Origin of the sequence: Inquilinus ginsengisoli (assembly GCF_031453975.1) — a bacterium.
Classification (GTDB): Bacteria; Pseudomonadota; Alphaproteobacteria; order DSM-16000; family Inquilinaceae; genus Inquilinus; species Inquilinus ginsengisoli_A.
This window is the reverse complement of record NZ_JAVDPW010000001.1, coordinates 531,389-552,552: the sequence shown is the minus strand read 5'-3', so window position 1 is coordinate 552,552 and position 21,164 is coordinate 531,389. Positions and strand designations below refer to the sequence as shown.

At 70.7% G+C, this 21,164-nt stretch carries 17 protein-coding genes; all 17 read right to left on the bottom strand.

The window, feature by feature from the left end; all coding sequences use genetic code 11:
- Nucleotides 1-138: 138 nt before the first annotated feature.
- The 17 genes from lpxC to E9232_RS02495 all read right to left on the bottom strand — a co-directional run bounded on the left by lpxC (nucleotide 139) and on the right by E9232_RS02495 (nucleotide 21,022).
- Nucleotides 139-1,101, bottom strand: coding sequence for a UDP-3-O-acyl-N-acetylglucosamine deacetylase (gene lpxC, locus E9232_RS02575; RefSeq protein WP_309791946.1), 963 nt, complete (start codon nucleotides 1,099-1,101; stop codon nucleotides 139-141).
- Between the two features lie 272 nt (nucleotides 1,102-1,373).
- Entirely contained in the window at nucleotides 1,374-3,047 is a 1,674-nt protein-coding gene (gene ftsZ, locus E9232_RS02570) for a cell division protein FtsZ (protein WP_309791945.1), read from the bottom strand.
- A 113-nt stretch (nucleotides 3,048-3,160) separates the two neighbouring features.
- Nucleotides 3,161-4,423, bottom strand: a complete 1,263-nt coding sequence (gene ftsA, locus E9232_RS02565; protein ID WP_309791944.1) for a cell division protein FtsA — start codon at nucleotides 4,421-4,423, stop codon at nucleotides 3,161-3,163.
- Between the two features lie 36 nt (nucleotides 4,424-4,459).
- Nucleotides 4,460-5,332, bottom strand: a complete 873-nt coding sequence (locus tag E9232_RS02560; protein ID WP_309791943.1) for a cell division protein FtsQ/DivIB — start codon at nucleotides 5,330-5,332, stop codon at nucleotides 4,460-4,462.
- Nucleotides 5,320-6,237, bottom strand: a complete 918-nt coding sequence (locus tag E9232_RS02555; RefSeq protein ID WP_309791942.1) for a D-alanine--D-alanine ligase — start codon at nucleotides 6,235-6,237, stop codon at nucleotides 5,320-5,322. The genes E9232_RS02560 and E9232_RS02555 overlap by 13 nt, the downstream gene beginning before the upstream one ends.
- The gene (gene murC, locus E9232_RS02550; RefSeq protein ID WP_309791940.1) at nucleotides 6,234-7,670 is read right to left on the bottom strand and encodes a UDP-N-acetylmuramate--L-alanine ligase; all 1,437 of its coding nucleotides are present in this window, start codon (nucleotides 7,668-7,670) and stop codon (nucleotides 6,234-6,236) included. Before murC ends, E9232_RS02555 begins: the two co-directional genes overlap by 4 nt.
- 12 nt (nucleotides 7,671-7,682) lie before the next feature.
- A complete protein-coding gene (gene murG / locus E9232_RS02545; RefSeq protein ID WP_309791939.1) occupies nucleotides 7,683-8,816 on the bottom strand; it encodes an undecaprenyldiphospho-muramoylpentapeptide beta-N-acetylglucosaminyltransferase in 1,134 nt (377 codons plus the stop codon).
- Nucleotides 8,813-9,937 (bottom strand): FtsW/RodA/SpoVE family cell cycle protein, encoded by a 1,125-nt coding sequence (locus E9232_RS02540; protein ID WP_309791938.1) that lies wholly within the window; start codon nucleotides 9,935-9,937, stop codon nucleotides 8,813-8,815. Before E9232_RS02540 ends, murG begins: the two co-directional genes overlap by 4 nt.
- A 1-nt stretch (nucleotide 9,938) precedes the next feature.
- Nucleotides 9,939-11,336 (bottom strand): UDP-N-acetylmuramoyl-L-alanine--D-glutamate ligase, encoded by a 1,398-nt coding sequence (gene murD / locus E9232_RS02535; protein WP_309791937.1) that lies wholly within the window; start codon nucleotides 11,334-11,336, stop codon nucleotides 9,939-9,941.
- Between the two features lie 4 nt (nucleotides 11,337-11,340).
- A complete protein-coding gene (gene mraY, locus E9232_RS02530) occupies nucleotides 11,341-12,426 on the bottom strand; it encodes a phospho-N-acetylmuramoyl-pentapeptide-transferase (protein WP_309791936.1) in 1,086 nt (361 codons plus the stop codon).
- 15 nt (nucleotides 12,427-12,441) lie between these two features.
- Nucleotides 12,442-13,908 (bottom strand): UDP-N-acetylmuramoylalanyl-D-glutamyl-2,6-diaminopimelate--D-alanyl-D-alanine ligase, encoded by a 1,467-nt coding sequence (locus E9232_RS02525; RefSeq protein ID WP_309791935.1) that lies wholly within the window; start codon nucleotides 13,906-13,908, stop codon nucleotides 12,442-12,444.
- On the bottom strand, nucleotides 13,905-15,353 hold the full coding sequence (locus tag E9232_RS02520; protein ID WP_309791934.1) for a UDP-N-acetylmuramoyl-L-alanyl-D-glutamate--2,6-diaminopimelate ligase: 1,449 nt from the start codon (nucleotides 15,351-15,353) through the stop codon (nucleotides 13,905-13,907). The genes E9232_RS02525 and E9232_RS02520 overlap by 4 nt, the downstream gene beginning before the upstream one ends.
- Complete coding sequence (locus E9232_RS02515) at nucleotides 15,350-17,095, bottom strand: peptidoglycan D,D-transpeptidase FtsI family protein (RefSeq protein ID WP_309791933.1); 1,746 nt, start codon at nucleotides 17,093-17,095, stop codon at nucleotides 15,350-15,352. The genes E9232_RS02520 and E9232_RS02515 overlap by 4 nt, the downstream gene beginning before the upstream one ends.
- A 3-nt stretch (nucleotides 17,096-17,098) precedes the next feature.
- Nucleotides 17,099-18,850: a peptidoglycan D,D-transpeptidase FtsI family protein gene (locus E9232_RS02510; protein ID WP_309791932.1), complete on the bottom strand. Its 1,752-nt coding sequence runs from the start codon at nucleotides 18,848-18,850 to the stop codon at nucleotides 17,099-17,101.
- Nucleotides 18,847-19,593, bottom strand: coding sequence for a cell division protein FtsL (ftsL, locus tag E9232_RS02505; protein WP_309791931.1), 747 nt, complete (start codon nucleotides 19,591-19,593; stop codon nucleotides 18,847-18,849). Before ftsL ends, E9232_RS02510 begins: the two co-directional genes overlap by 4 nt.
- A complete protein-coding gene (gene rsmH / locus E9232_RS02500) occupies nucleotides 19,590-20,564 on the bottom strand; it encodes a 16S rRNA (cytosine(1402)-N(4))-methyltransferase RsmH (protein WP_309791930.1) in 975 nt (324 codons plus the stop codon). Before rsmH ends, ftsL begins: the two co-directional genes overlap by 4 nt.
- A complete protein-coding gene (locus E9232_RS02495; protein ID WP_309791929.1) occupies nucleotides 20,561-21,022 on the bottom strand; it encodes a division/cell wall cluster transcriptional repressor MraZ in 462 nt (153 codons plus the stop codon). The genes rsmH and E9232_RS02495 overlap by 4 nt, the downstream gene beginning before the upstream one ends.
- Nucleotides 21,023-21,164: the final 142 nt, after the last annotated feature.

Sequence of the window (21,164 nt, the reverse complement as noted above, 5' to 3'; positions counted from 1 at the left end):
CGCCTTCGGTTCTGTCCGTCCGGGCCCCTATATACCCACCCGGCACGCGGATGGCGAGACGCCTCTCCAGGGGGTGAAATGCGCATCGCCCCTCGACGCGATGCGACGGGGGGCGATGGCGACGATCAAAGGATCGGATCAGGCCGCGTTGGCGGTGTGCAGGACGGCGGCCGGCGCCGGGCGAACCCAAGGCTCCGCCGTGGTTTCAGCACCGAAGCTGGTGTCGTAGCACCAGGCGGTGTCGTCGGCGAACAGGGCCCGCAGCAGCTGGTTGTTCAGCGCGTGGCCGGCCTTGTAGCCATGGAAGTGGCCGAGGATCGGGGCGCCGGCGAGATAGAGGTCGCCGATCGAATCGAGGATCTTGTGGCGCACGAACTCGTCCTCGTAGCGCAGGCCCTCGGCGTTCATCACCCGGTCGCCATTGACCACGATCGCGTTCTCCAGCGACCCGCCGCGGGCGAGGCCGTGGCGGCGCAGCGCCTCGACCTCCTGGACGAAGCCGAAGGTGCGGGCGCGGGCGATCTCGGTCTTGAAGTTGCCGTTCGACAGCCGGACCAGGCCTTCCTGATGGGCGATCGCCCGGCTCGGGAAGTCGATCTCGAAGCTGAAGGTCGCGCTGGCCGACGGGGTCAGCCGGGCCCAGCGGTCCTCGGCGGTGACCTCGATCGGGCGCAGCACGCGGATGCTGCGGCGCAGCGCCGCCTGGCTGACCAGCCCGGCGCATTCGATCAGGAACACGAAGGGCGCGGCGCTGCCGTCCATGATCGGCACTTCCGGGCCGTTCAGCTCGACCACCGCATTGTCGACGCCGCAGCCGCGCAGCGCGGCCATCAGGTGTTCGATGGTGCCGACCGAGATGCCTTGGGCGCCGCTGATCAGGGTGCACAGCCGGGTGTCGGTGACCTTGTCCCAGCGCGCCGTGATGCTGCGGCGGCCCTGGGGCAGATCGGTGCGCACGAAGACGATGCCGGTGTTCACCTCACCGGGGCGCAGCACCATGGTCACGTCCTGCCCGCCATGCAGGCCGACGCCGGTGCACTTGATCGCGGTCTTCAGCGTCTTCTGCGTCGCCGCACCCGATTCCGCCGAGAGATGAGCCACGATGGGATGTCCTTCGCTTCGCGTACATGCACTTCGTGGGACAAAGTGCTGATTGGGCTTCCCTTTCGGGACGTTCGAACCCTAGCCCGGCGGGCACGCAAGCAAAAATCACACTTTGTTTCGGACTGTTACGCGTCGGCCTTCATGTGCGGCGGCCCAAAAGAAAGGCCGCCCGTGGGGCACGGGCGGCTTGAGGATCAAAAGCAGGGCATGACATCCCCACCGGCCGCAAGGGGAGCAAGCGACCGGTGGGGTGGTTCAGGGTCGGCCCGTCAGTTCGCCTGGCGGCGCAGGAAGGCCGGGATGTCCAACGCGTCCTCGTCGCTGCGCGGCAGCGGCGCGCGGCCGGCATCGATCGCCAGTCGCTGCTGTGCCACCGGACGCGGCGCTTCGGCCACCGGGGCCGGGGCCCGCGGCGGGTCGACGCGCGTCGCCGGCTCCTGACGCAGGGTCGGCTGGGCGTGGTGCAGTTCCGGCGCCGGCTCCTCCTCGCGCAGCAGGCCAGTCACGCGACGGAACAGGCCCAGGCGCTTGCGACCGGCATCCGGCGCGGCGACGGGCTGCGGCTCGGGCACCGGCTGCGGCGCCGCCGCCGGGCGGGCCGCCGAGGCCATGGCCGGACGGGGGGCGACAAGGCCGGCGCGCGCGCCGCCCATCATCCCCGGGGCCCGGGCCGCGACCTGCTGCGAAACCGCGACCGGCTCCGGGGCCTCGATCTCGGCTTCCGCCTCGATCTCGGCCTGGTGCTCGTATTCCTCCTCCGGCGCCGACTCGACCGGGGCGGCCGCGGCGGGCTGCTCGACCACCGGCGCCGCCGCCGGCTTCGGGGCGACGAAGCGCTGCGGCATCACCGGCGCCGGACGGGCCGGGGCGGTGGGCTGCTGCGCCGGGGCGGGCTGCTGCCGGGCCCGGTCGCCCGAGGGCAGCGAGGTGGTGCCGTAGGTCTGCGGCCGCGCCGCGCCCGCGCCCTGGCTGTTGATCGCCATGTCGATGCCGGTGGCGACGACCGACACCCGCACACGACCTTCCATGGTCTCGTCGAAGGTCGAGCCGAAGATGATGTTGGCGTCGGGGTCGACCTCGTCGCGGATCCGGTTGGTCGCCTCGTCGACCTCGTACAGGGTCATGTCGAGGCCGCCGGTGATGTTGATCAGGACGCCCTTGGCACCCTTCATCGAGATGTCGTCGAGCAGCGGGTTCGAGATCGCGGCCTCGGCGGCGCTGATCGAGCGGCGCTCGCCCTCGGCCTCGCCGGTGCCCATCATCGCCTTGCCCATCTCGGCCATGACGGTGCGGATGTCGGCGAAGTCGAGATTGATCAGGCCCGGCTGCACCATCAGGTCGGTGACGCCGCGCACGCCCGAATGCAGCACCTCGTCCGCCATCTTGAAGGCGTCCGCGAAGGTCGTCTTCTCGTTGGCGATGCGGAACAGGTTCTGGTTCGGGATGATGATCAGGGTGTCGACATACTGCTGCAGCTCCTGCAGCCCCTGCTCGGCCATGCGCATGCGGTGCGCGCCCTCGAAGTGGAAGGGCTTGGTCACCACGCCGACGGTCAGGATGCCCTGCTCGCGCGCCGCGCGGGCGATCACGGGCGCCGCACCGGTGCCGGTGCCGCCGCCCATGCCGGCGGTGATGAACACCATGTGCGCGCCTTCGAGATGGGCGACGATGAGCTCCATCGCCTCCTCGGCCGAGGCCCGGCCGATGTCGGGCCGCGACCCGGCGCCGAGGCCCTGGGTCAGCCCGGCGCCGAGCTGGATGCGCTTCTCCGACGCGGAGCCGGCAAGCGCCTGCGCATCGGTGTTGGCGACCACGAATTCGACCCCGGCCAGGTTGGCCCGGATCATGTTGTTGACGGCGTTGCCGCCGGCGCCGCCGACCCCGACCACGGTGATCCGCGGCTGGAGGCTGACGTCACCCTGCGGGATGCTGAGATTGATCATGTCGATGCTCCCCTACTCTACCCTACTCACCCTGCGACCGCTTCCATCCGCCCCGATCCGCGATCCCGGCATCGCCCCGGATGGGCAGGCGCGCCGGGTTGACTGGTCTTCGCTCAGAGGTTGTCACGGAACCATCCTCCGATCCGGCTGAAGAAACCGCCGCCGGTGGCACCGGCATCCTCCAGCCCCGGGCCCGAGCCGACCAGGTCGGCGGGCCCCGAAATGGCGTAGGCCAGCAGGCCCGTCGCCGTCGAAAAGCTCGGGCCCGCCGTGGCCTCGGCCAGGCCGTCGAGGCCGAGCGGCCGGCCCATGCGGACCTGCTTGTCCAGCACCAGCTGCGCCAGCTCGCGCGCGCCCTGCAGCTGCGAGGCGCCGCCGGTCAGCACCACGCGGCGGCCGAAGGCCTTGTCGAAGCCGCTGGCCTCGAGCCGCGAGCGCACCATCTCGAAGATCTCTTCCATGCGCGGCTGGATGATCCCGGTCAGCAGGCTCTTCGGCACATGGGTCGGCTGGCTGTCCTCTTCCTCGCCGACCTGGGGCACGTCGATGACCTCGCGGTCGTCGGCCACCGAGGGCAGGGCCGAGCCGTACAGCGTCTTCATCCGCTCGGCATGGACCACCGGGGTGGTCAGGCCGCGGGCGATGTCGTTGGTGACATGGGCGCCGCCGACCGGCAGGCAGTCGGCGAAGACCAGCCGGCCCTCGATGAACACCGCCAGGGTGGTGGTGCCGCCGCCCATGTCGATCACGGTGCAGCCCAGGTCGCGCTCGTCCGGCACCAGGCAGGCCAGGCCCGAGGCGTAGGGCGACAGCACCATGCCGTCGACCTCGAGATGGGCGCGGTTGACGCAGGCGGTCAGGTTGCGCACCGCGCCGGAATTGGCGGTGATCAGGTGCAGGTCGATGCTGAGGGATTCGCCGACCATGCCGCGCGGGTCGCGCACGCCGCGGACGTCGTCGAGGCCGTAGCTGATCGGCACGGCGTGGATCACCTCGGCATCGGTGCCGACGCTGCCGTGGAAGGCCCGCGCCGCGCGGCGCAGGTCGTTGTCGGAAACCTCGCGGCCGCCGACCGGCACCTCCAGCGACAGGCTCTGCGACGCCGGATGGCCGCCGGAGAGGTTGACGATCACCTCGTTGACGGTCTCGCCCGACATCTGCTCGGCCGCCTGCACCGCAAGCGCGATGGTCTTCTCCGCCGCGTCGAGCTCGACGATGGCGCCGGCGCGGACGCCGCGGCTGGCCTGATGGCCGATGCCGATCACCTGGGCATGCCCCTCGTCGCCGACCCGGGCGATGAAGCACACGACCTTGGTCGTGCCGAGGTCGACCGCGGCGACGATCGAGCCCCGCGCACGGGTGCGGGGGCGACGCATCGCGTTAAACCCCATGAGAGCCATCCGCCCCGCCCATCATGTCTTGTCCTTCGGCTGCGGCCGCTGCGCCGCCGCCGCGGGGGTCAGTTGGATCACCATGCGGTCGGCCATGCGCAGGTCGACCACCAGGATGTCGCGGTCCAGCACCGAATCCTTGCGCTGCGCCTCGTCCAGCCGGGCCAGCGCGGCGGTGACGTCGCCATCCGGCAGCTTCACGGTGACGTGGTTGTCGAGCATCAGGTCCCAGCGCCGGCCGCCGACCCGCATCGCCGACTTGATCCGGCGGGCGATGTCCGGCGTCTTCGACAGGCCGTCGATCAGCGTGGACGCGGTTTCGGCCGCATCGCCACCGACCACCATCGGCAGGTCGGGATAATCCGCCAGCGACTGCACCGGCAGCACATGGCCGTCGCGGTCGACCAGGCTGAACTTCTGGTTGTTCTGCCACAGCGCCAGCGGCACCCGCTCCTCGATGCGGACGAAGATGGTGTCCGGCAACCGCCGTTCGACGCTGGCCGAACGGATCCAGGGAATCTCGAGCAGCGCGGCCTGCGCCGCCGCCGGGTCGAGATCGAAGATCGGGTCGCCGCGGCCGACGCCGAGCGCCGCCATGATCACCCCGCCATCGACCGAACGCCGGCCTTCGACCAGCACCTCCTGCACCGAGAAGCCGGCCGCTGCGGTCACATTCATCACCGCGCCATGGATGCCCTGGCCGGCTGCGCTCAGCGTGCCGCTGGTCCACAGCGCCGCCACCAGGCCGAACACAGCGATGCCGCCCAGCGCGATGCCGCCCATGCGCAGCGCCGCGGCCTGGCGGCGCGCCATCGGCTTGCGCCGTACCGAGGTGCCGGTGCTGCCGCCGCTGCGCCGGCGTGCGGCGTCGGGTTCGGCGCTCAGCGATCGCATGCGGCCTCCCCCAACAGCCACTCGCAGAGGTCGGCGAAGCCGATGCCGACATGCTTGGCCTGTTCCGGCACCAGCGAGATCGGGGTGAAGCCCGGCTGGGTGTTCAGCTCGAGGAAGACCAGCCCCTCGGCGCCCGGCCTGGTGTCGTCCCAGCGGAAGTCGCTGCGGCTGATGCCGCGGCAGCCCAGGGTGCGGTGGGCCAGCAGCGCCTGGCGCATGGCCTCGGTGAAGACCAGGTCGGGCACCCGCGCCGGCAGGGTGTGGACGGCGTGGCCCTCGGTGTACTTGGCCTCGTAGTCGAAGAAGGCGTGGCTGTGCGCGATCTCGGTCACGGTCAGCGCACGGTCGCCCATCACGCCCACGGTCAGCTCACGGCCGGGGATGTACTCCTCGACCAGCGCGTCGCCGAAATGCCAGGCGCCCAGGTCGATCGCCGGGGCGTTGTCGTTGGCCCGGACGATGCGGACGCCGACGCTCGACCCCTCCTCCGCCGGCTTGACCACATAGGGCGGCTCGAACAGATGGCGCTCGACCACCTGCTGCGGCGTCGCCACCACGCCGCGGGCGGTGCGGATGCCGACGGCGGCAACCACCTGCTTGGTCGCCGGCTTGGACATGGCGATCGCCGAGGGGCGGAGCCCTGAATGGGTGTAGGGCAGGCCCAGCATGTCGAGCACGCCCTGGATGGTGCCGTCCTCGCCGCCCTTGCCGTGCAGGGCGTTGAACACGACCTCGGGCGCCGGGCGCAGCGCGCGCAGCAGCGCCTCGAGGTCGCGCGTGACGTCGATCAGGTCGACCCGGTGGCCGCGGTCGCGCAGCGCCGCAGCGACAGCCTTGCCGGAGACGAGGCTGACCTCGCGCTCCGCCGACCAGCCGCCATGCAGGACTGCGACCGTCTTCGTCATCGGCCGGCCCCCGCGACACGCTTGGCACGCAGGTCGTCGAGTTCGCCGGGCAGGGCGTTGGCCCAGGTGGTGATGCTGCCGGCGCCGAGGCAGACCACGAGGTCGCCCGGCTGGGCCAGGTCCTGCACCAACTGCGGCAGCGCCTCGGGCCCCGGCAGCGGGATGACGCGGCGGTGGCCGCTGTCGCGCAGGCCCTCGACCAGGGCCGAGCGGGTGGCGCCTTCGACCGGCGCTTCGCCGGCGGCGTAGACATCCGCCACCACGACGACATCGGCGTCGTTGAAGCAGGTGCAGAATTCCTGGAAGAGGCTGGCCAGTCGGGAATAGCGGTGCGGCTGGACCACGGCGATCACCTTGTGCTTCTGGGCTGCGGCACGGGCCGCCTTCAGCACCGCGGCGATCTCGACCGGATGGTGGCCGTAATCGTCGATCACCGTCACCCCGCCGGACTCGCCGGTCTTGGTGAAGCGGCGTTTGACTCCGCTGAAGCGCGCAAGCGATTCGATGATCTGCCCGTCGTCCATTCCCATCTCATGGGCCACGGCGATAGCGGCCAATGAGTTCTGGATATTGTGTTCGCCAAGCATTGGCAACACAATATCGCGTATCATTCGGCTTTTTCCCGACTGCCGATCCTGGAGGACGGCGGTGAAGCGGGAGCCGCGCGATTCGATCGAAAAGTCGATCGCGCGGACATCGGCCTGCGGGCTGAATCCGTAGGTGATGATGCGCCGGTCGGTGACCCGCGAGATCAGCGCCTGCACCTCCGGGTGGTCGATGCATAGGACGGCGAATCCGTAGAACGGCGTGTTGGTGACGAACTGCTCGAACGCCGCCTTCACCGAGTCGAAATCGCCGTAGAAGTCGAGATGCTCGGGATCGATGTTGGTGACCACGACGATGGTCGCCGGCAGCCGGGTGAAGGTGCCGTCGCTCTCATCCGCCTCGACCACCATCCAGTCACCCTGGCCGAGCCGGGCGTTGGTGCCATAGGCGTTGATGATGCCGCCATTGATCACGGTCGGGTCCATGCCGGCGCCGTCGATCATCGCCGCCACCAGGCTGGTGGTGGTGGTCTTGCCGTGGGTGCCGCCGATCGCGATCGACCATTTCAGCCGCATCAGCTCGGCCAGCATCTCGGCGCGCCGCACCACCGGGATGCTGGCGGCGCGGGCGGCTTTGATCTCGGGATTGTCGCTCTTCACCGCCGAGGAGGACACGACCACCGCGGCCTCGCCCAGATGCGCCGCGGCATGGCCGATCTTGACGTCGATGCCGGCCTTGCGCAGCCGCAGCACATTGGCGCTCTCGGCCACGTCGGTGCCCTGCACGGCATAGCCCAGATTGTGCAGGATCTCCGCGATCCCGCTCATGCCGATGCCACCGATGCCAACGAAGTGGATCGTGCCAATGTCGAGCGGCATCTGCCTCATCGGGCGGTACTCCTAAGCGGATCCTGCGGTGGTTCCCGCACGGCCGCCGGCCCTGCCTTCCGCGAGGGAAAGGACCAGATCGGCGAGTCGGTCGGCGGCGTCCGGGTGGGCTGCGGCGCGGGCTGCGCCGGCGGCCTCGGCCAGAACGGAGGGGCGGGTGTACAGGTCTTCGAGACGCGATGCCAGCACTTCCGGGGTGAGGTCGGATTGCGGCATCAGCCACCCCGCACCCACCCCCGCGATGGCCCGCGCATTGGCGGTCTGGTGGTCGTCCATGGCAAACGGATAGGGCACCAGGATGGCGGGGCGACCGATGGTCGCAAGCTCCGCCGCGGTCGACGCGCCGGACCGGCAGATCACCAGCTGGGCGGCGGCCAGGCGCTCCGGCACATCCTCGAAGAAGGTCGCCAGCGTGGCGTCGACCCCGATCGCGCCATAGAGGGCACGGCAGGCCTCGATGTCTTCGGGCCGGCATTGCTGGACGATCGCCAGCCGGGTGCGCAGGCCCTCGGGCAGCAGGGCGACCGCGGCCGGGATCAGCTCGCTGAACACCCGGGCGCCCTGGCTGCCGCCGAGCACCAGCAGGGTCAGCGGCCCCTGCCCTTCCGGCACCGGGAACGGGGTGTCGCGCTTGGCCGCGATCGCCGGCCGCACCGGGTTGCCGGTGACGACGATGCGGGCGTCCTGGCCCTGGGCGCCCTGCAGCGCGAAGCCGGTGGCGATGGTCGCGGCGCGGGCGGCGAGCCAGCGGTTGACCCGGCCGAGCAGCGCGTTCTGTTCGTGCAGCAGCACCGGGATGCCGGCGCGCGATGCCGCCAGCACGGTCGGCGCCGAGGGGTAGCCGCCGAAGCCCACCACCACCGCGGGCCGGTGCCGGCGCAGCACCCGCCGGGCGTCGAGATAGCCGAGGCCGAGCAGCGCCGCGGTCTTGAGCTTGCCGGTGAGCCCCGGCGCGACGGTGGCGGAGCGCACGGCGTCGACCGGAACCTGCGGCAGCCGGTCGCCGAAGGCGCGGCCGCGCGGATCGGTCGCCAGCCGCACCTCATGGCCGCGGGCGATCAGGGTCCGGGCCAGCGCCTCCGCCGGAAAGACATGGCCGCCGGTCCCGCCGGCGGCCAGGAGGATCGGCCCAGACAGTCTGGTCACCGCACGCCCCCGCTTCCGGCATGCCGCCGGGTCAGCGCCAGCACCATGCCCATGCCGTAGCCGAGCGCGATGAGGGAGGAGCCGCCGTAGCTGACGAAGGGCAGGGTCATGCCCTTGGTCGGGATCAGGTGCAGGGTCGAGGCCATGTTGATCGCGGCCTGCAGCCCGAACTGGGTGACCAGCCCGACAACCGCCAGCATGATGAACAGGTTGGTCTCGTTCATCACCCGCGACAGGCCGCGGACCACGATGAAGGCGAACAGCGCCACCAGCAGCAGGCAGAAGAACAGGCCGAACTCCTCGCCGCCGACCGCGAAGATGAAGTCGGCATGGGCGTCCGGCAGGTACAGCTTGACCGTGCCCTCGCCCGGGCCGGTGCCGAACAGCCCGCCATTGGTGAAGGCCTCGATCGCCCGGTCGACCTGGTAGTTGTCGCCCGCCGCGGGGTCGAGGAAGCGGTCGATGCGGCTGCGCACATGGTCGAACAGGAAGTAGGCCCCGACCAGGCCGCCGGTGCCCATGCCGATCAGCCCGATCACCAGGAACATTGGCAGGCCGGCGATGAAGAACTGGATGAACCACACCGCGGTGATCACCACGGTCATGCCGAGGTCGGGCTGCGACAGCAGCAGCGCGACGATCATGCAGTACAGCACGGTCGAGGCGACGTAGCCGGGGAAGCCGCGCCGCATCTTCTGCTGCGCGAACAGCCAGGCGGCGACCACGGCGAAGGCCGGCTTGACGAATTCGGATGGCTGCACCGACATGCCGGGCAGTTGGACCCAACGGGTCGCACCCTTGATCTCGACCCCGACGAACAGCGTGGCGAAGACGCCGAGCAGCGACAGCACGAACACGATCGCGGCGGTGCGGCGGATCGCCGGCGGGCTCATCAGCGAGACCAGGAACATCAGCCCCACGGCCGGCACCAGCATCATCAGATGGCGTTCGATGAAGTGGAATTCGCCGAGGTGGATGCGCTGGGCCACGGCCGGGCTGGCGGCCAGGATCAGGATCGCGCCGATGCCCATGATGATGCCGAGCAGCAGCAGCATCCAGCGGTCGACCGTCCACCACCAGCGGCCGATGACGGAACTGTCGGCGCGATCCAGGGTCACCATCTCAGAGATCCCCCCTCTCGACCCGGACCTGGAGTCCCTTGACCGAGGCGGCGAAGGCCTCGCCCCGCGCCTCGAAATTGGCGAACTGGTCGAAGGACGCGCAGGCCGGCGACAGCAGCACCACCGCCCCGGTGGCGCCGTCCGCCTTGGCGGCCCGGTAGGCGGCCTCGATCGCGGCGTCGAGGTCGGTGCAGCGCTGATAGGGCGTCCTGCCATCAAGATGCGCGGCGAATTTCGGCGCGCCCTCGCCGATCAGGAAGGCCTGCCGGACATGCGCGAGATAGGGGTCCACCGCTTCCAGCCCGCCCTCCTTCGGCCGGCCACCGGCGATCCAGTAGATCGTGTCGTAGGAGCTCAACGCCTTGGCCGCCGCGTCCGGGTTGGTGCCCTTGCTGTCGTTGACGAAGCGGATGCCGGCGATGGTGCCGACCAGCTGCTGCCGGTGGGCCAGGCCGGGGAAGGTGCGGATGGCGTGGGCCAGGATCTCTTCCGGCACGCCGGCGGCGCTGGCCGCGGCCCAGGCGCAGGCGGCGTTCTGGCCGTTATGGGCGCCCGGCAGGGCCGGCGCCTCGCGCAGGTCCAGCACCGCGCGCGGCGCGCCGTCGATCGCGTCGTACAGCACGAGGTCGCGGACGAAGACGCCGTGTTCGACCGCATTCTCGACCGAGACCGGGATCGCCCGGACCTCGGGCCGTGCCGCGGTGGCGTCGAACACCGCCCGGGAATAGGCGTCGTCGATGCCGATCACCGCGGTGCCGCCGGCGCGGATGCCGTCGACCAGCCGCTGCTTGGCCGCGACGTAGCCCGCCATGTCGGGATAGCGGTCGAGATGGTCGGGCGTGATGTTGATGAAGACGCCGATCGACCACGGCACCTCGGTGATGGTCTCGAGCTGGTAGGACGACACCTCCAGCACGTACCAGCCGCCGGGGCCGATGGAGCGCAGGCCGAGCGCCGCCGGCCCGAGATTGCCGCCGGCCTCAGAATCGATGCCCGCCGCCTGGAAGATGTGCTGCAGCAGCGCTGTGGTGGTCGACTTGCCGTTGGTGCCGGTGACGCCGAGGAAGCCGGTCTGCGGCAGCGCCTCGGCCAGCAGGTCGATGTCGCCGACCAGGCGGCAGCCGGCCTCCAGCGCCCGCGCCACCGCCGGATGCGGGTGCGGATGGGTGCGCGGGATGCCGGGGCTGAGCATCACCAGGTCGACGCCGTCCATGCCCTCGGCGCCGAAATCACGGATCGGCACGCCCTCGCGCTCGGCGAAGGACCGGCCGGCGACCTTGTCGTCCCAGGCGGCGACATCGACGCCGGCCGCCTTCAGCGCCCGGATCGCGGCGGTGCCGGATTTGCCCAAGCCCAGGACGGCGACCTTGTGTCCCCTAAGATGCGAAAGGTCGATCATCCGGTCACCGCAGCTTCAGGCTGGAGAGGCCGATCAGGGCCAGGATCACGGCGATGATCCAGAAGCGGATGACGATGGTCGGCTCCGCCCAGCCCTTCTTCTCGTAGTGGTGGTGCAAAGGCGCCATGCGGAACACCCGCTTGCCGGTCATCTTGAAGCTGGTGACCTGGACGATCACCGACACCGCCTCGAGTACGAACAGCCCGCCGATGATCGCCAGCACCAGCTCGTGCTTGGTGATCATGGCGATGGCACCCAGCGCCCCGCCCATCGACAGCGACCCGGTGTCGCCCATGAACACCATGGCCGGCGGCGCGTTGAACCAGAGGAAGCCGAGCGCCCCCCCGATCAGGGCGCCGCAGAACACCGCCAACTCGCCGGCGCCGGGGGCGTGGTGGATCTGCAGGTAGCCGGCGAACACCGCGTTGCCGGCGAGATAGGCAATCAGGCCGAAGCAGGTGGCGGCGATGATGACAGGCATGGTGGCCAGGCCGTCGAGCCCGTCGGTCAGGTTGACCGCGTTCGAGGCGCCGACCATCACCAGCATCGAGAACGGGATGAACAGGATGCCGAACTCGACCATGACATCCTTTAGGAACGGGATCGCCACCGCGGTCTCGCGCGCCTCGGGCGTCACCTGCAGGTACCAGAGCACGGCGACCAGGGCGATGCCGCCCTGCACCACCAGCTTGAGCTTGCCGGACAGGCCCTTGGGGTTGCGCTTGGTCAGCTTCAGATAGTCGTCGCCGAACCCGACCAGGCCGAAGCCGACCGTGACCAGCAGCACGATCCAGACGAAGTTGTTGCGCAGGTCGGCCCACAGCAGGGTCGACACCACGATCGCGATCAGGATCATCAGCCCGCCCATGGTCGGCGTGCCGCGCTTCTTGAAATGCCCCTCCGGCCCGTCCTCGCGGATCGGCTGCCCCGCCCCCTGCCGCGACTTCAACCACCGGATCATCGCCGGGCCGATGACGAAGGCGATGACGAGCGCCGTCATCACCGCGGCGCCGGTCCGGAAGGTCAGGTACCGGAACAGGTTGAAGACCAGCGCCTGATCGGCGAGCGGGGCAAAGAGGGCCGGAAGCACCGGGGCGGTTCCTTTTCAGATGCCGTTGGCGACACGCTTCGGTGAGGCCTGGGGTGCCCGGCTCTCACGCGCCACGTGCAAATTTTCCAGCGCCTCGACGATCACCGCCATGCGGCTGCCCAGCGACCCCTTGACCATGACGCAGTCGCCGGGGCGCACCGCCTCGGCCAGGATCGCGGCCAGGGCAGTGCTGTCGGCGGCATGGGCGCCGCGCCGCGCCTCGGGCAGGGCGTCGTGCAACTGCTTCATGTCCGGGCCGCAGGTGAAGACCAGGTCGATGTCGTTGGCCAGCACCGGCTGCTTCAGGCCCGCATGCATCGCCGGCGCGTCGGGCCCCAGCTCCAGCATGTCGCCGAGCACCGCGATGCGGCGGCCGTCCTGGCCGCTGTCGACCCCGCCCAGCACCGCCAGGGCGGCGGCGACGGAGACCGGGCTGGCGTTGTAGCTTTCGTCGATCAGCGTCAGCTTGCCGGCCTGGTTGCCGCGCTGCAGCTCGATCGTGATCCGCGCGCCGCGGCCGCGCAGCGGTGTGATCCGGCCCATGGCGCGGGCAGCGCCGGCGATGTTGGCGCCCAGCCCCTTGGCCGCCAGCAGCACCGACAGGCTGTTCAGCACCCAATGCTTGCCCGGCGCCGACAGGGTGTAGCGCACCGGCTCGCCCAGGATCATCGCGTCGACCGCGCTAGCCGCGGTGTGCAGCGAGCAGTCGAGCAGCCTGGCATCGGCCTCGGGATGCTCGCCGAAGCTCCAGATCCGCCCCACGCCCTGGGTGCGGGCGTGGGCGACCAGCCGGGCGAAATACGGGCTGTCGCGGTTCAGGATCGCGGTGCTTTCCGGGCCCATGCCGCGGAAGATCTCGGCCTTGGCATCGGCGATGCCGTCGACCGAGTCGAAATGGGCGGCGTGCACCGCCTCGACATTGGTGATGATGGCGACGTCGGGCTCGACCAGGCGCGACAGCGGCGCGATCTCGCCGGCATGGTTCATGCCCAGCTCGAACACGCCATAGGCCACCTGCTCCGGCATCCGCGACAGGCTGAGCGGCGCGCCCCACTGGTTGTTGAGGTTGCCCTGGGAGGCGTAGGACGGCGCCGTCGCCGACAGCGCCAGCTTCAGCGCCTCCTTGGTGCTGGTCTTGCCGACCGACCCGGTGACCGCGGCGATCCGCGCCTCGCTGCGCATCCGGGCGTAGCGCGCCAGGTCGGTCAGACCGTCCAGCGTGTCGTCGACCACCAGCAGCGGCGCGTCATGCGGCACGCCCTGGGGCACCCGGTCGACCATCACCGCCACGGCGCCCTTGGCCAGCGCGTCCTTGACGTAGTCGTGGCCGTCGAAGTTGGGGCCGCGCAGCGCCACGAACAGGTCGCCGGACACCACCGACCGGCTGTCGATCGAGATGCCGGTCGCCGCCCATTCCCCGGCCTGCATCCCATTGGTTGCGGCGGCGGCCTCGGCGGCCGGCCAGAGCGCGGGGGTGGTCATGGCGTTCGTCTCCATCGCGGGTCGCTCTTCACATGGGTCACGGCTTGGCGCGCCTGCTCGGCATCGTCGAACGGACGCACCTCATCGCCGATAATCTGGCCGGTCTCGTGGCCCTTTCCGGCCACGACCAGGACATCGCCGGGGCCGAGCCCCTCGACCGCCGCCCGGATCGCCTCGGCGCGGTCGCCGATCTCGGTGGCGCCGGGGCAGCCGGCCATCACCTGGCGGCGGATCTCGGCCGGCTGCTCGCTGCGCGGGTTGTCGTCGGTGACGATCACCCGGTCGGCGAAGCGCGCGGCGATCTCTCCCATCAGGGGCCGCTTGCCCTTGTCGCGGTCGCCGCCGCAGCCGAACACCACCACCAGCGCGCCCGGCGTGTGGGCCCGCAGCGCGGTCAGCACCGTCTCCAGCGCGCCCGGCTTGTGGGAATAGTCGACATAGACCGGGGCGCCGTTCGGATGGCTGGCCACCAGCTCGACCCGGCCGGGGATGCCCTTGAGCCGGGACAGCAGCCCGGCGGCGGTGGCGAGGTCGGCGCCGTCAGCCACCACCAGCGCCAAGGCGCACAGCACGTTGTAGGCCTGGAAGCCGCCGACCAGCGACAGTTCCGCCCGGAAGGACCGGCCGCCGGCGGTGAAGACGAGGTCGATGCCGTGCGGCAGCGGCTCGGCCCGGTCCATCCGGAAATCCTGCCCGGCGCGGCCGAAGGTCAGCACCTCGCGCCCGGCGCCGCGCGCCCGGGCGACCAGGCCCGGCGCTTCCGGGATGTCGGCGTTGATCACGGCGGTGCCGCCGGGCTGCAGCACCTGGTCGAACAGCCGCGCCTTGGCCGCCAGGTACTCCGCCATGGTCGGGTGGTAGTCGAGATGGTCCTGGGTGAAGTTGGTGAAGGCGGCCAGCGTCACCCTGACACCGTCGAGCCGGAACTGGTCGAGGCCGTGCGACGACGCCTCCATCGCCAGCTTGGTCACCCCGGAAGCGGCCAGGTCGGCCAGCTCGGCATGCAGCGCCACCGGGTCCGGCGTGGTCAGCGACCCGTAGCGCTCGCGCCCCGGCGCCATCACCCCGAGCGTGCCGACGCTGGCGGCCTGGTGGCCCAGCAGGGTCCACAGCTGGCGGGCGAAGTTGACGGTCGAGGTCTTGCCGCTGGTGCCGGTGACGGCGGCGATGGTGGCGGGCTGCAGGCGGTAGAACCCGGCTGCCATCAGCGCCAGCCGCCGGCGCGGATTGGCGTCGGTGACCAGGGTCGCGGTTGCACCCGGCGGTAGCACCGTGCCCTCCGGCGCCAGGATCGCGGCAGCACCCGCGGCCAGCGCATCGGCGATGAAGCCGCGGCCGTCGGCGCGCGCGCCCGGCAGGGCGGCGAACAGGTAGCCGGGCCGGACCGCACGGGAATCCGCGGTCAGCCCCTTGAGGCCGGCGGGGAGGGTCGAGGCGTCGCTCATCCCTCCTCCTCCTCGATCGCCACCGCGACCTGCGCGGGGGCGGCCCGGCCGGCCGGGTCCACCGCCAGTTCGCGCAGGATCGCCGGGTCGTTCGGGTCCTTCGGCTCGACCCCCATCATCGGCCCCATGCGGGCGATGATCCGGCCGCCCAGCGGCGCCGCGTTCCAGCCTGCGGTGTTGTAGCCGTAGGTGCCTTCGATCGCCTGGGCGTCCTCCAGCATGGTCATGACGATGTATTTCGGATCATAGGCCGGGAAGATGCCGACGAAATCGGTCACGCCGGCCTTGCGGTTGTAGCCGCCGCGCACCGCCTTGTTGGCCGATCCGGTCTTGGCGCCGACGAAATAGCCGGGCACGTCCGACTTGGTCGCGGTGCCGCTGACGGTCACGACGCGCATCAGCGCCCGCATCGTCCGCGACAGTTCCGGCGACAGCACCCGTGTTCCCCGCACCGGGTGGGCGGCGTCGTGCTTGAACAGCGTCGGCGGATATAGAATGCCGCCATTGACCACGGCGGCGACCGCGCTGACCAGCTGGACCGGGGTGACCGCCATGCCGTGGCCATAGGCGATGGTCATGCCGCTGACCTGGCTCCAGGGCCGGGGCACCATCGGCGACCCGACCTCCGGCAGCTCGAGCGGCGAGGGCTTGGTCAGGCCGAGCCGGGCCAGGAATTCCTTCTGCCGCTCCAGCCCCGCCGCCTCGAACATGTGCACCGAGCCGGTGTTCATCGACTGCCGGAAGATCTCGTAGACGCTCCACCGCCCGGATTGCGGCTCGGCCCGGAAGTTGCGGATGGTGAAGCGGCCGACCCGGATCGGGCTCTGCTCATAGGTCGTCTGCAGGGTCGAGGTGCCGCTTTCCAGCGCCAGGGCGGTGTTAAAGATCTTGAAGGTGGAGCCCATCTCGTACACGCCGAGCGTGTTCCGGTTGAACAGGGCGTCGTCCGATGCGGCGGTCGGCTCGTAGGGGTTGAAGTCCGGCAGCGAGACCATGGACAGGATCTCGCCGGTCTTGGCGTCCATGACCACGACGTTGCCGGCCGTCGCCTTGAACTTGGCAATCGCGGCCTGCAGCTCGTTCCGCACCATCTCCTGCAGCCGCAGGTCGATCGACAGCACCACCGACTCGCCGGCCTGCAGGCGGTCGTCGAGGCTCTTCTCCAGCCCGGCGATGCCCTGGGCGTCGATGTTGGTGAAGCCGACGACATGCGACGTCAGCCCGCCGGACGGATAGTAGCGGCGCTCCTCGTTCTGGAAGGCGAGGCCGGGAATGCCGAGGCGGTTGATCTCATATTGCTGGGCCGGGGTCAGGCCGCGCTTGAGCCAGACGAAGCGGCGGTCCGACGAGAGGTCGGCCAGCAGCTTGTCGGAGTCGAGCCCCGGCAGCGCCTTGGACAGGCGCAGCGACGCCTCGATCGGGTCGATCACCAGCTTCGGGTCGGCGTAGAGCGAGACCGACGGCAGGGTGGTGGCCAGGATCAGGCCATTGCGGTCGCGCAGGTCGGCCCGGTCGGCGACCGGGTCCACCATCGCGACCGCCTGGCCGTCGGGGTCGCCATCGGCGCCGAAGCCCATGTGCTTGACCAGCCCCAGCCCGATGCCGCCGAAGGCCACGCCGAACACCAGCGCGGTCATCACCACGCGCCGGCGCCCGGTTTCGACCGCCGTGGCCAGCGTGCGGTCCGGGCGGTCGGCCCGGGGTCCGGTCGGCAACAGGGCGGGATCGGGGAGGATGGCCATGGCTCAGTCCTCGCTGCCGGCCGAAGCCTGGAGGCTGGCGGCGACGGCGGAGCTGGGCGGCGACAGCGCCTGCAGGATGGCCGGGTCCTTCGGATCGGCGGGCTGGAGCCCCAGCAGCGGACCCATCCGGGCGATGATCCGGCCGCCCAGCGGCGCCGAATTCCAGCCGGCGCTGGCGAAGCCGTAGGTGCCCTTGATCGGCTGCGGGTCGTCCAGCATCGTCATGACGATGTATTTCGGAGCGTAGATCGGGAACACGCCGACGAAGTCGGTCACGCGCGCCCGGCGGTTGTAGCCGCCCTTCGCCGCCTTGTCCGCCGTGCCGGTCTTGCCGCCGACGAAATAGCCGGGCACCTCGGCCTTGGTCGCGGTGCCGCCGGTGACCACCGCGCGCATCAGCATCCGCATCGTCCGCGACAGCTCGGGCGAGATCACGCGGGTGCCGGGCACCGGCTGCGACGGGTCGCGCTTGAACAGCGTCGGCTGGTGCAGGACGCCGCCATTGACGATGGCGCTGACCGCGGTGACCAGGGACAGCGGGGAGACCGCCATGCCGTGGCCGTAGGCGATGGTCATGCCGCTGACCTTGCTCCAGGGATGCGGCACCATCGGCGCGCCGACCTCGGGCAGGTCGATCGGGGCGGGCTTGGTCAGGCCGAGCCGGGTCAGGAACTCCTTCTGCCGGTCGACGCCCGCCGCCTCCTCCATATGGACCGAGCCGGTGTTCAGCGACAGCCGGAAGATCTCGTAGACGCTGAGCATCCCCGACTGGGGATCGCCCCGGAAGTTGTGGATGGTGAAGCGCCCGACATGAATCGGGCCTTCGTCATACATCGAGGTCAGGGTCGAGGTGCCGCTTTCCAGCGCCATCGCCGTGTTGAAGATCTTGAAGGTCGATCCCGGCTCGTACACGCCGAGCGTGTTCCGGTTGAACATCGACTCCTCGGACGGGCCGCCCGGCTCATACGGGTTGAAGTCCGGCAGCGAGACCATCGCCAGGACCTCGCCGGTGTTCACGTCCATCACCAGGGCGTTGCCGCCCTGGGCATGGAAGGTGGCGATGGTCGACTGCAGCTCGTCCCGCACCATCTCCTGCAGCCGCAAGTCGAGCGACAGCTGCACCGACTCGCCGTTCTCCAGCCGGGTGTCCAGGCTCTTCTCCAGGCCGGAGATGCCCTGGGCGTCGATGTTGGTGAAGCCGATGGTGTGCGAGGTCAGGGCGCCGGCCGGGTAGTAGCGGCGGTCCTCGTTCTGGAAGGCCAGGCCAGGGATGCCGAGGCGGTTGACCTCGTATTGCTGCGACGGGGTCAGGCCGCGCTTCAGCCAGACGAAGCGGCGTTCCGACGACAGGTCGGCCAGCAGCTTGTCGGAGTCGAGCCCCGGCAGCGTCTTGGCCAGGCGCAGCGATGCCTCGATCGGGTCCAGCACCATCTTGGGGTCGGCGTAGAGCGAGACCGACGGCAGGGTGGTGGCCAGGACCAGGCCGTTGCGGTCGCGCAGGTCGGCGCGGTCGGTGACCGGGGCGGTGGCCGAGAGAGCATGGGTGGCGAGGGCGCTGTCGGCGTCGCTGCCGAAGGCCATGAGGTCGACCAGGCGGAGGCCGATGCCGGCGAAGGCGACGGTGAAGATCAGGGCGGAGATGACGACACGCTGGCGCCCCGTCTCGATCGCCGCGGAAAGGCGTTGAGCCGGCCGAGAGGCCGGCTCCACCTGCCGCGGTGTCGAGGGGTATGCGTCCAGCGCGTCTGTCGTCATCGAAGGCTCCGGGAGCCGTCGATGCCGGCGAGCAGCGCCCCGATCGGGTCATCCGACGAGGCCGCCCGGGTCGGGGTCAGGGCCTGGGCCACCGCCTCCAGCGGCGCCGGGGGCCGGCGCGGCGCCACGATCGGCCGGATCGGCACGTCGGCGACCACCCGGACCGGAAGCGGGGCGGCAGCGGCCACCGGCGCCGGAGCGGCCACCGGACGGGTCTCGAGTGCCGCGACCTGCACCGGGGCGGCGACCGGCGCTGCCGGAACAGCGGCGACGGCCGGCTGCACGGGGGCGCCGGCACCCTGGATGGGGGAGATCTGGACGGGCATCGGCTCGGCCGCGGCAAGAAGGACACCACCCTCGCCAGGCCTGTGGCCCGGCACGGGCACGGGCCCGAAGCTGGGCAGCGCGTCGATCTGGGCGACCAGCGACGCCGAGGGCGCCATCGGCTCGCCGTCGAGCGACGGCTGCGGCATCGGGAGGACCGACGCGCTGGCAATCATCTGCGCCGGCGCGATCGGGCGCAGCTTCGTATACTGGTCGGTCAGCGCCTGCAAGCGCGACGGCTGGTTCAGGAAGGCCCATTCGGCATGCATCACCCGGATCGAATCCTGCTCACGCAGGATCGAGCGGTTGAGGCCGCGCAACTCGCCTTCCAAGGACTGGACCTCGTAGCTGGTCTTGAACAGAAACGCGCTGGACGCACCGATCAGACCGAGCCAAATCATCGTGCCGACGCGGATCATGCTGCCACCCTCCCCCTGTCCCCACCGCCCTGGCCAACCGGCGGCCAGGCCGGGGCCTCGCTCCGGATCGCCGACCGCAACCGCGCCGAACGGGCGCGAGGATTGCCGCGGGTCTCCGCCTCACCCGGCGTGACCGACCGCTTGGCCCCGAGACGGAAGCTCGGGGCGCGATCCTCACCGCTGGGCGCCGCGATGTGGCGCGACACCCCGCCGCCACCGCCGCTGCGCTCCGCCAGGAAGCGCTTGACGCGGCGATCCTCCAGGCTGTGGAAAGTGACCACGGCGAGCCGTCCCCCGGGCCGAAGCAGGCGCTCGGCCCCGCTCAAGCCGTGGTCGAGTTCCGTCAGTTCGTCATTCACCCACAGGCGCAGGGCCTGGAAGGTGCGCGTGGCCGGATCGATGCCGTCCTTCGAGCGCGGCACCACGCGGCGCACGATCTCGGCCAGCTGCAGCGTCCGCTCGATCCGCGCGTCCTTGCGCGCGGCGACGATGGCGCGGGCGACGCGGCGTGACAGCCGCTCCTCGCCGAAGTCGTAGATCACGTTGGCGAGGTCGTCCTCGGCCATGCTGTTGACCAGGTCGGCGGCGGTCGCCCCATCCCGTCCCATGCGCATGTCGAGCGGACCGTCGGCGCGGAACGAGAAGCCGCGCGCCGGGTCGTCGATCTGCGGCGAGGACACGCCGAGGTCGAGCACGATGCCATCCACCGCCTCGCCGATCAGCTCGTCCATGGCGCCGAAGCGGCCCTCGACGATGCGGAACCGGCCCGGCTGCTCGGCCTCGAGACGCCGGCCCTCGGCCACCGCCTCGGGGTCGCGGTCGATGCCGACCACGCGGCAGTCGGCGGCCGCCAGCAGGCCGCGGGCATAGCCGCCGCGGCCGAAGGTGCCGTCGACGATCAGGTCGCCATCACGCGGCGCCACTGCGGCCACGATCTCGGCCAGGAGGACGGGGAGATGCGTGCCGCTCATGCCACGCCTCCATTGGTCCCGGCGCGGGCCAGGGTCAGGTCGCGCGACGCGGTCAGACGGGACTGCTGGTGCGCCTTCAGCGCCTCCGGCTCCCAGATCTGGAAGCGGCTGCCCATGCCCATGAAGGCGACGGTCTCGCCGATCCCGGCCATGTCGATCATGTGGCGCGGCAGGATGATCCGCCCTTCGGGATCCATCTGCAGCTGCTGCGTTTCGGAGAATTCGCGGATTTCCAGCGCCTCGCGCTCCGGCGAATACAGGTCCATGGCGTCGAGCCGGCGCTGGACCTCGTCCATGTAGCCTTCGGTGACCCCGTCCAGGGCCTGGCGGTCCGGCGTCGGCTTCACGTTCACCAGGGGGGCGCCCAACGCCTCCAAGGTCGCGCGGAAGGGAGCGGGCACGCTGACCCGCCCCTTCTTGTCGACCTTGTTGACGTAAGTGCCCGTGAACCGAGCCATCCATCCCCCTGACGGCGCGCCCGCCGTCTCGTCACCTCTGTCGCCCGGACCCCGAAACCCGGGAGATCGACCCCATCCGATGGGAGTTCATGGGATATCATGGGCAACGATGGAACACAATGGGATAGGCAGGTCTAGTCAT

Coding starts and splice junctions, on each gene's coding strand:
- E9232_RS02510 (WP_309791932.1), bottom strand. CDS start 18,850: ATGACGACAGACGCGCTGGACGCATACCCCTCGACACCGCGGCAGGTG.
- rsmH (WP_309791930.1), bottom strand. CDS start 20,564: ATGAGCGGCACGCATCTCCCCGTCCTCCTGGCCGAGATCGTGGCCGCA.
- ftsZ (WP_309791945.1), bottom strand. CDS start 3,047: ATGATCAATCTCAGCATCCCGCAGGGTGACGTCAGCCTCCAGCCGCGG.
- E9232_RS02525 (WP_309791935.1), bottom strand. CDS start 13,908: ATGACCACCCCCGCGCTCTGGCCGGCCGCCGAGGCCGCCGCCGCAACC.
- murC (WP_309791940.1), bottom strand. CDS start 7,670: ATGAGGCAGATGCCGCTCGACATTGGCACGATCCACTTCGTTGGCATC.
- E9232_RS02560 (WP_309791943.1), bottom strand. CDS start 5,332: ATGCGATCGCTGAGCGCCGAACCCGACGCCGCACGCCGGCGCAGCGGC.
- ftsL (WP_309791931.1), bottom strand. CDS start 19,593: ATGATCCGCGTCGGCACGATGATTTGGCTCGGTCTGATCGGTGCGTCC.
- E9232_RS02555 (WP_309791942.1), bottom strand. CDS start 6,237: ATGACGAAGACGGTCGCAGTCCTGCATGGCGGCTGGTCGGCGGAGCGC.
- E9232_RS02495 (WP_309791929.1), bottom strand. CDS start 21,022: ATGGCTCGGTTCACGGGCACTTACGTCAACAAGGTCGACAAGAAGGGG.
- murD (WP_309791937.1), bottom strand. CDS start 11,336: ATGATCGACCTTTCGCATCTTAGGGGACACAAGGTCGCCGTCCTGGGC.
- ftsA (WP_309791944.1), bottom strand. CDS start 4,423: ATGCGTCGCCCCCGCACCCGTGCGCGGGGCTCGATCGTCGCCGCGGTC.
- E9232_RS02520 (WP_309791934.1), bottom strand. CDS start 15,353: ATGAGCGACGCCTCGACCCTCCCCGCCGGCCTCAAGGGGCTGACCGCG.
- E9232_RS02540 (WP_309791938.1), bottom strand. CDS start 9,937: ATGGTGACCCTGGATCGCGCCGACAGTTCCGTCATCGGCCGCTGGTGG.
- E9232_RS02515 (WP_309791933.1), bottom strand. CDS start 17,095: ATGGCCATCCTCCCCGATCCCGCCCTGTTGCCGACCGGACCCCGGGCC.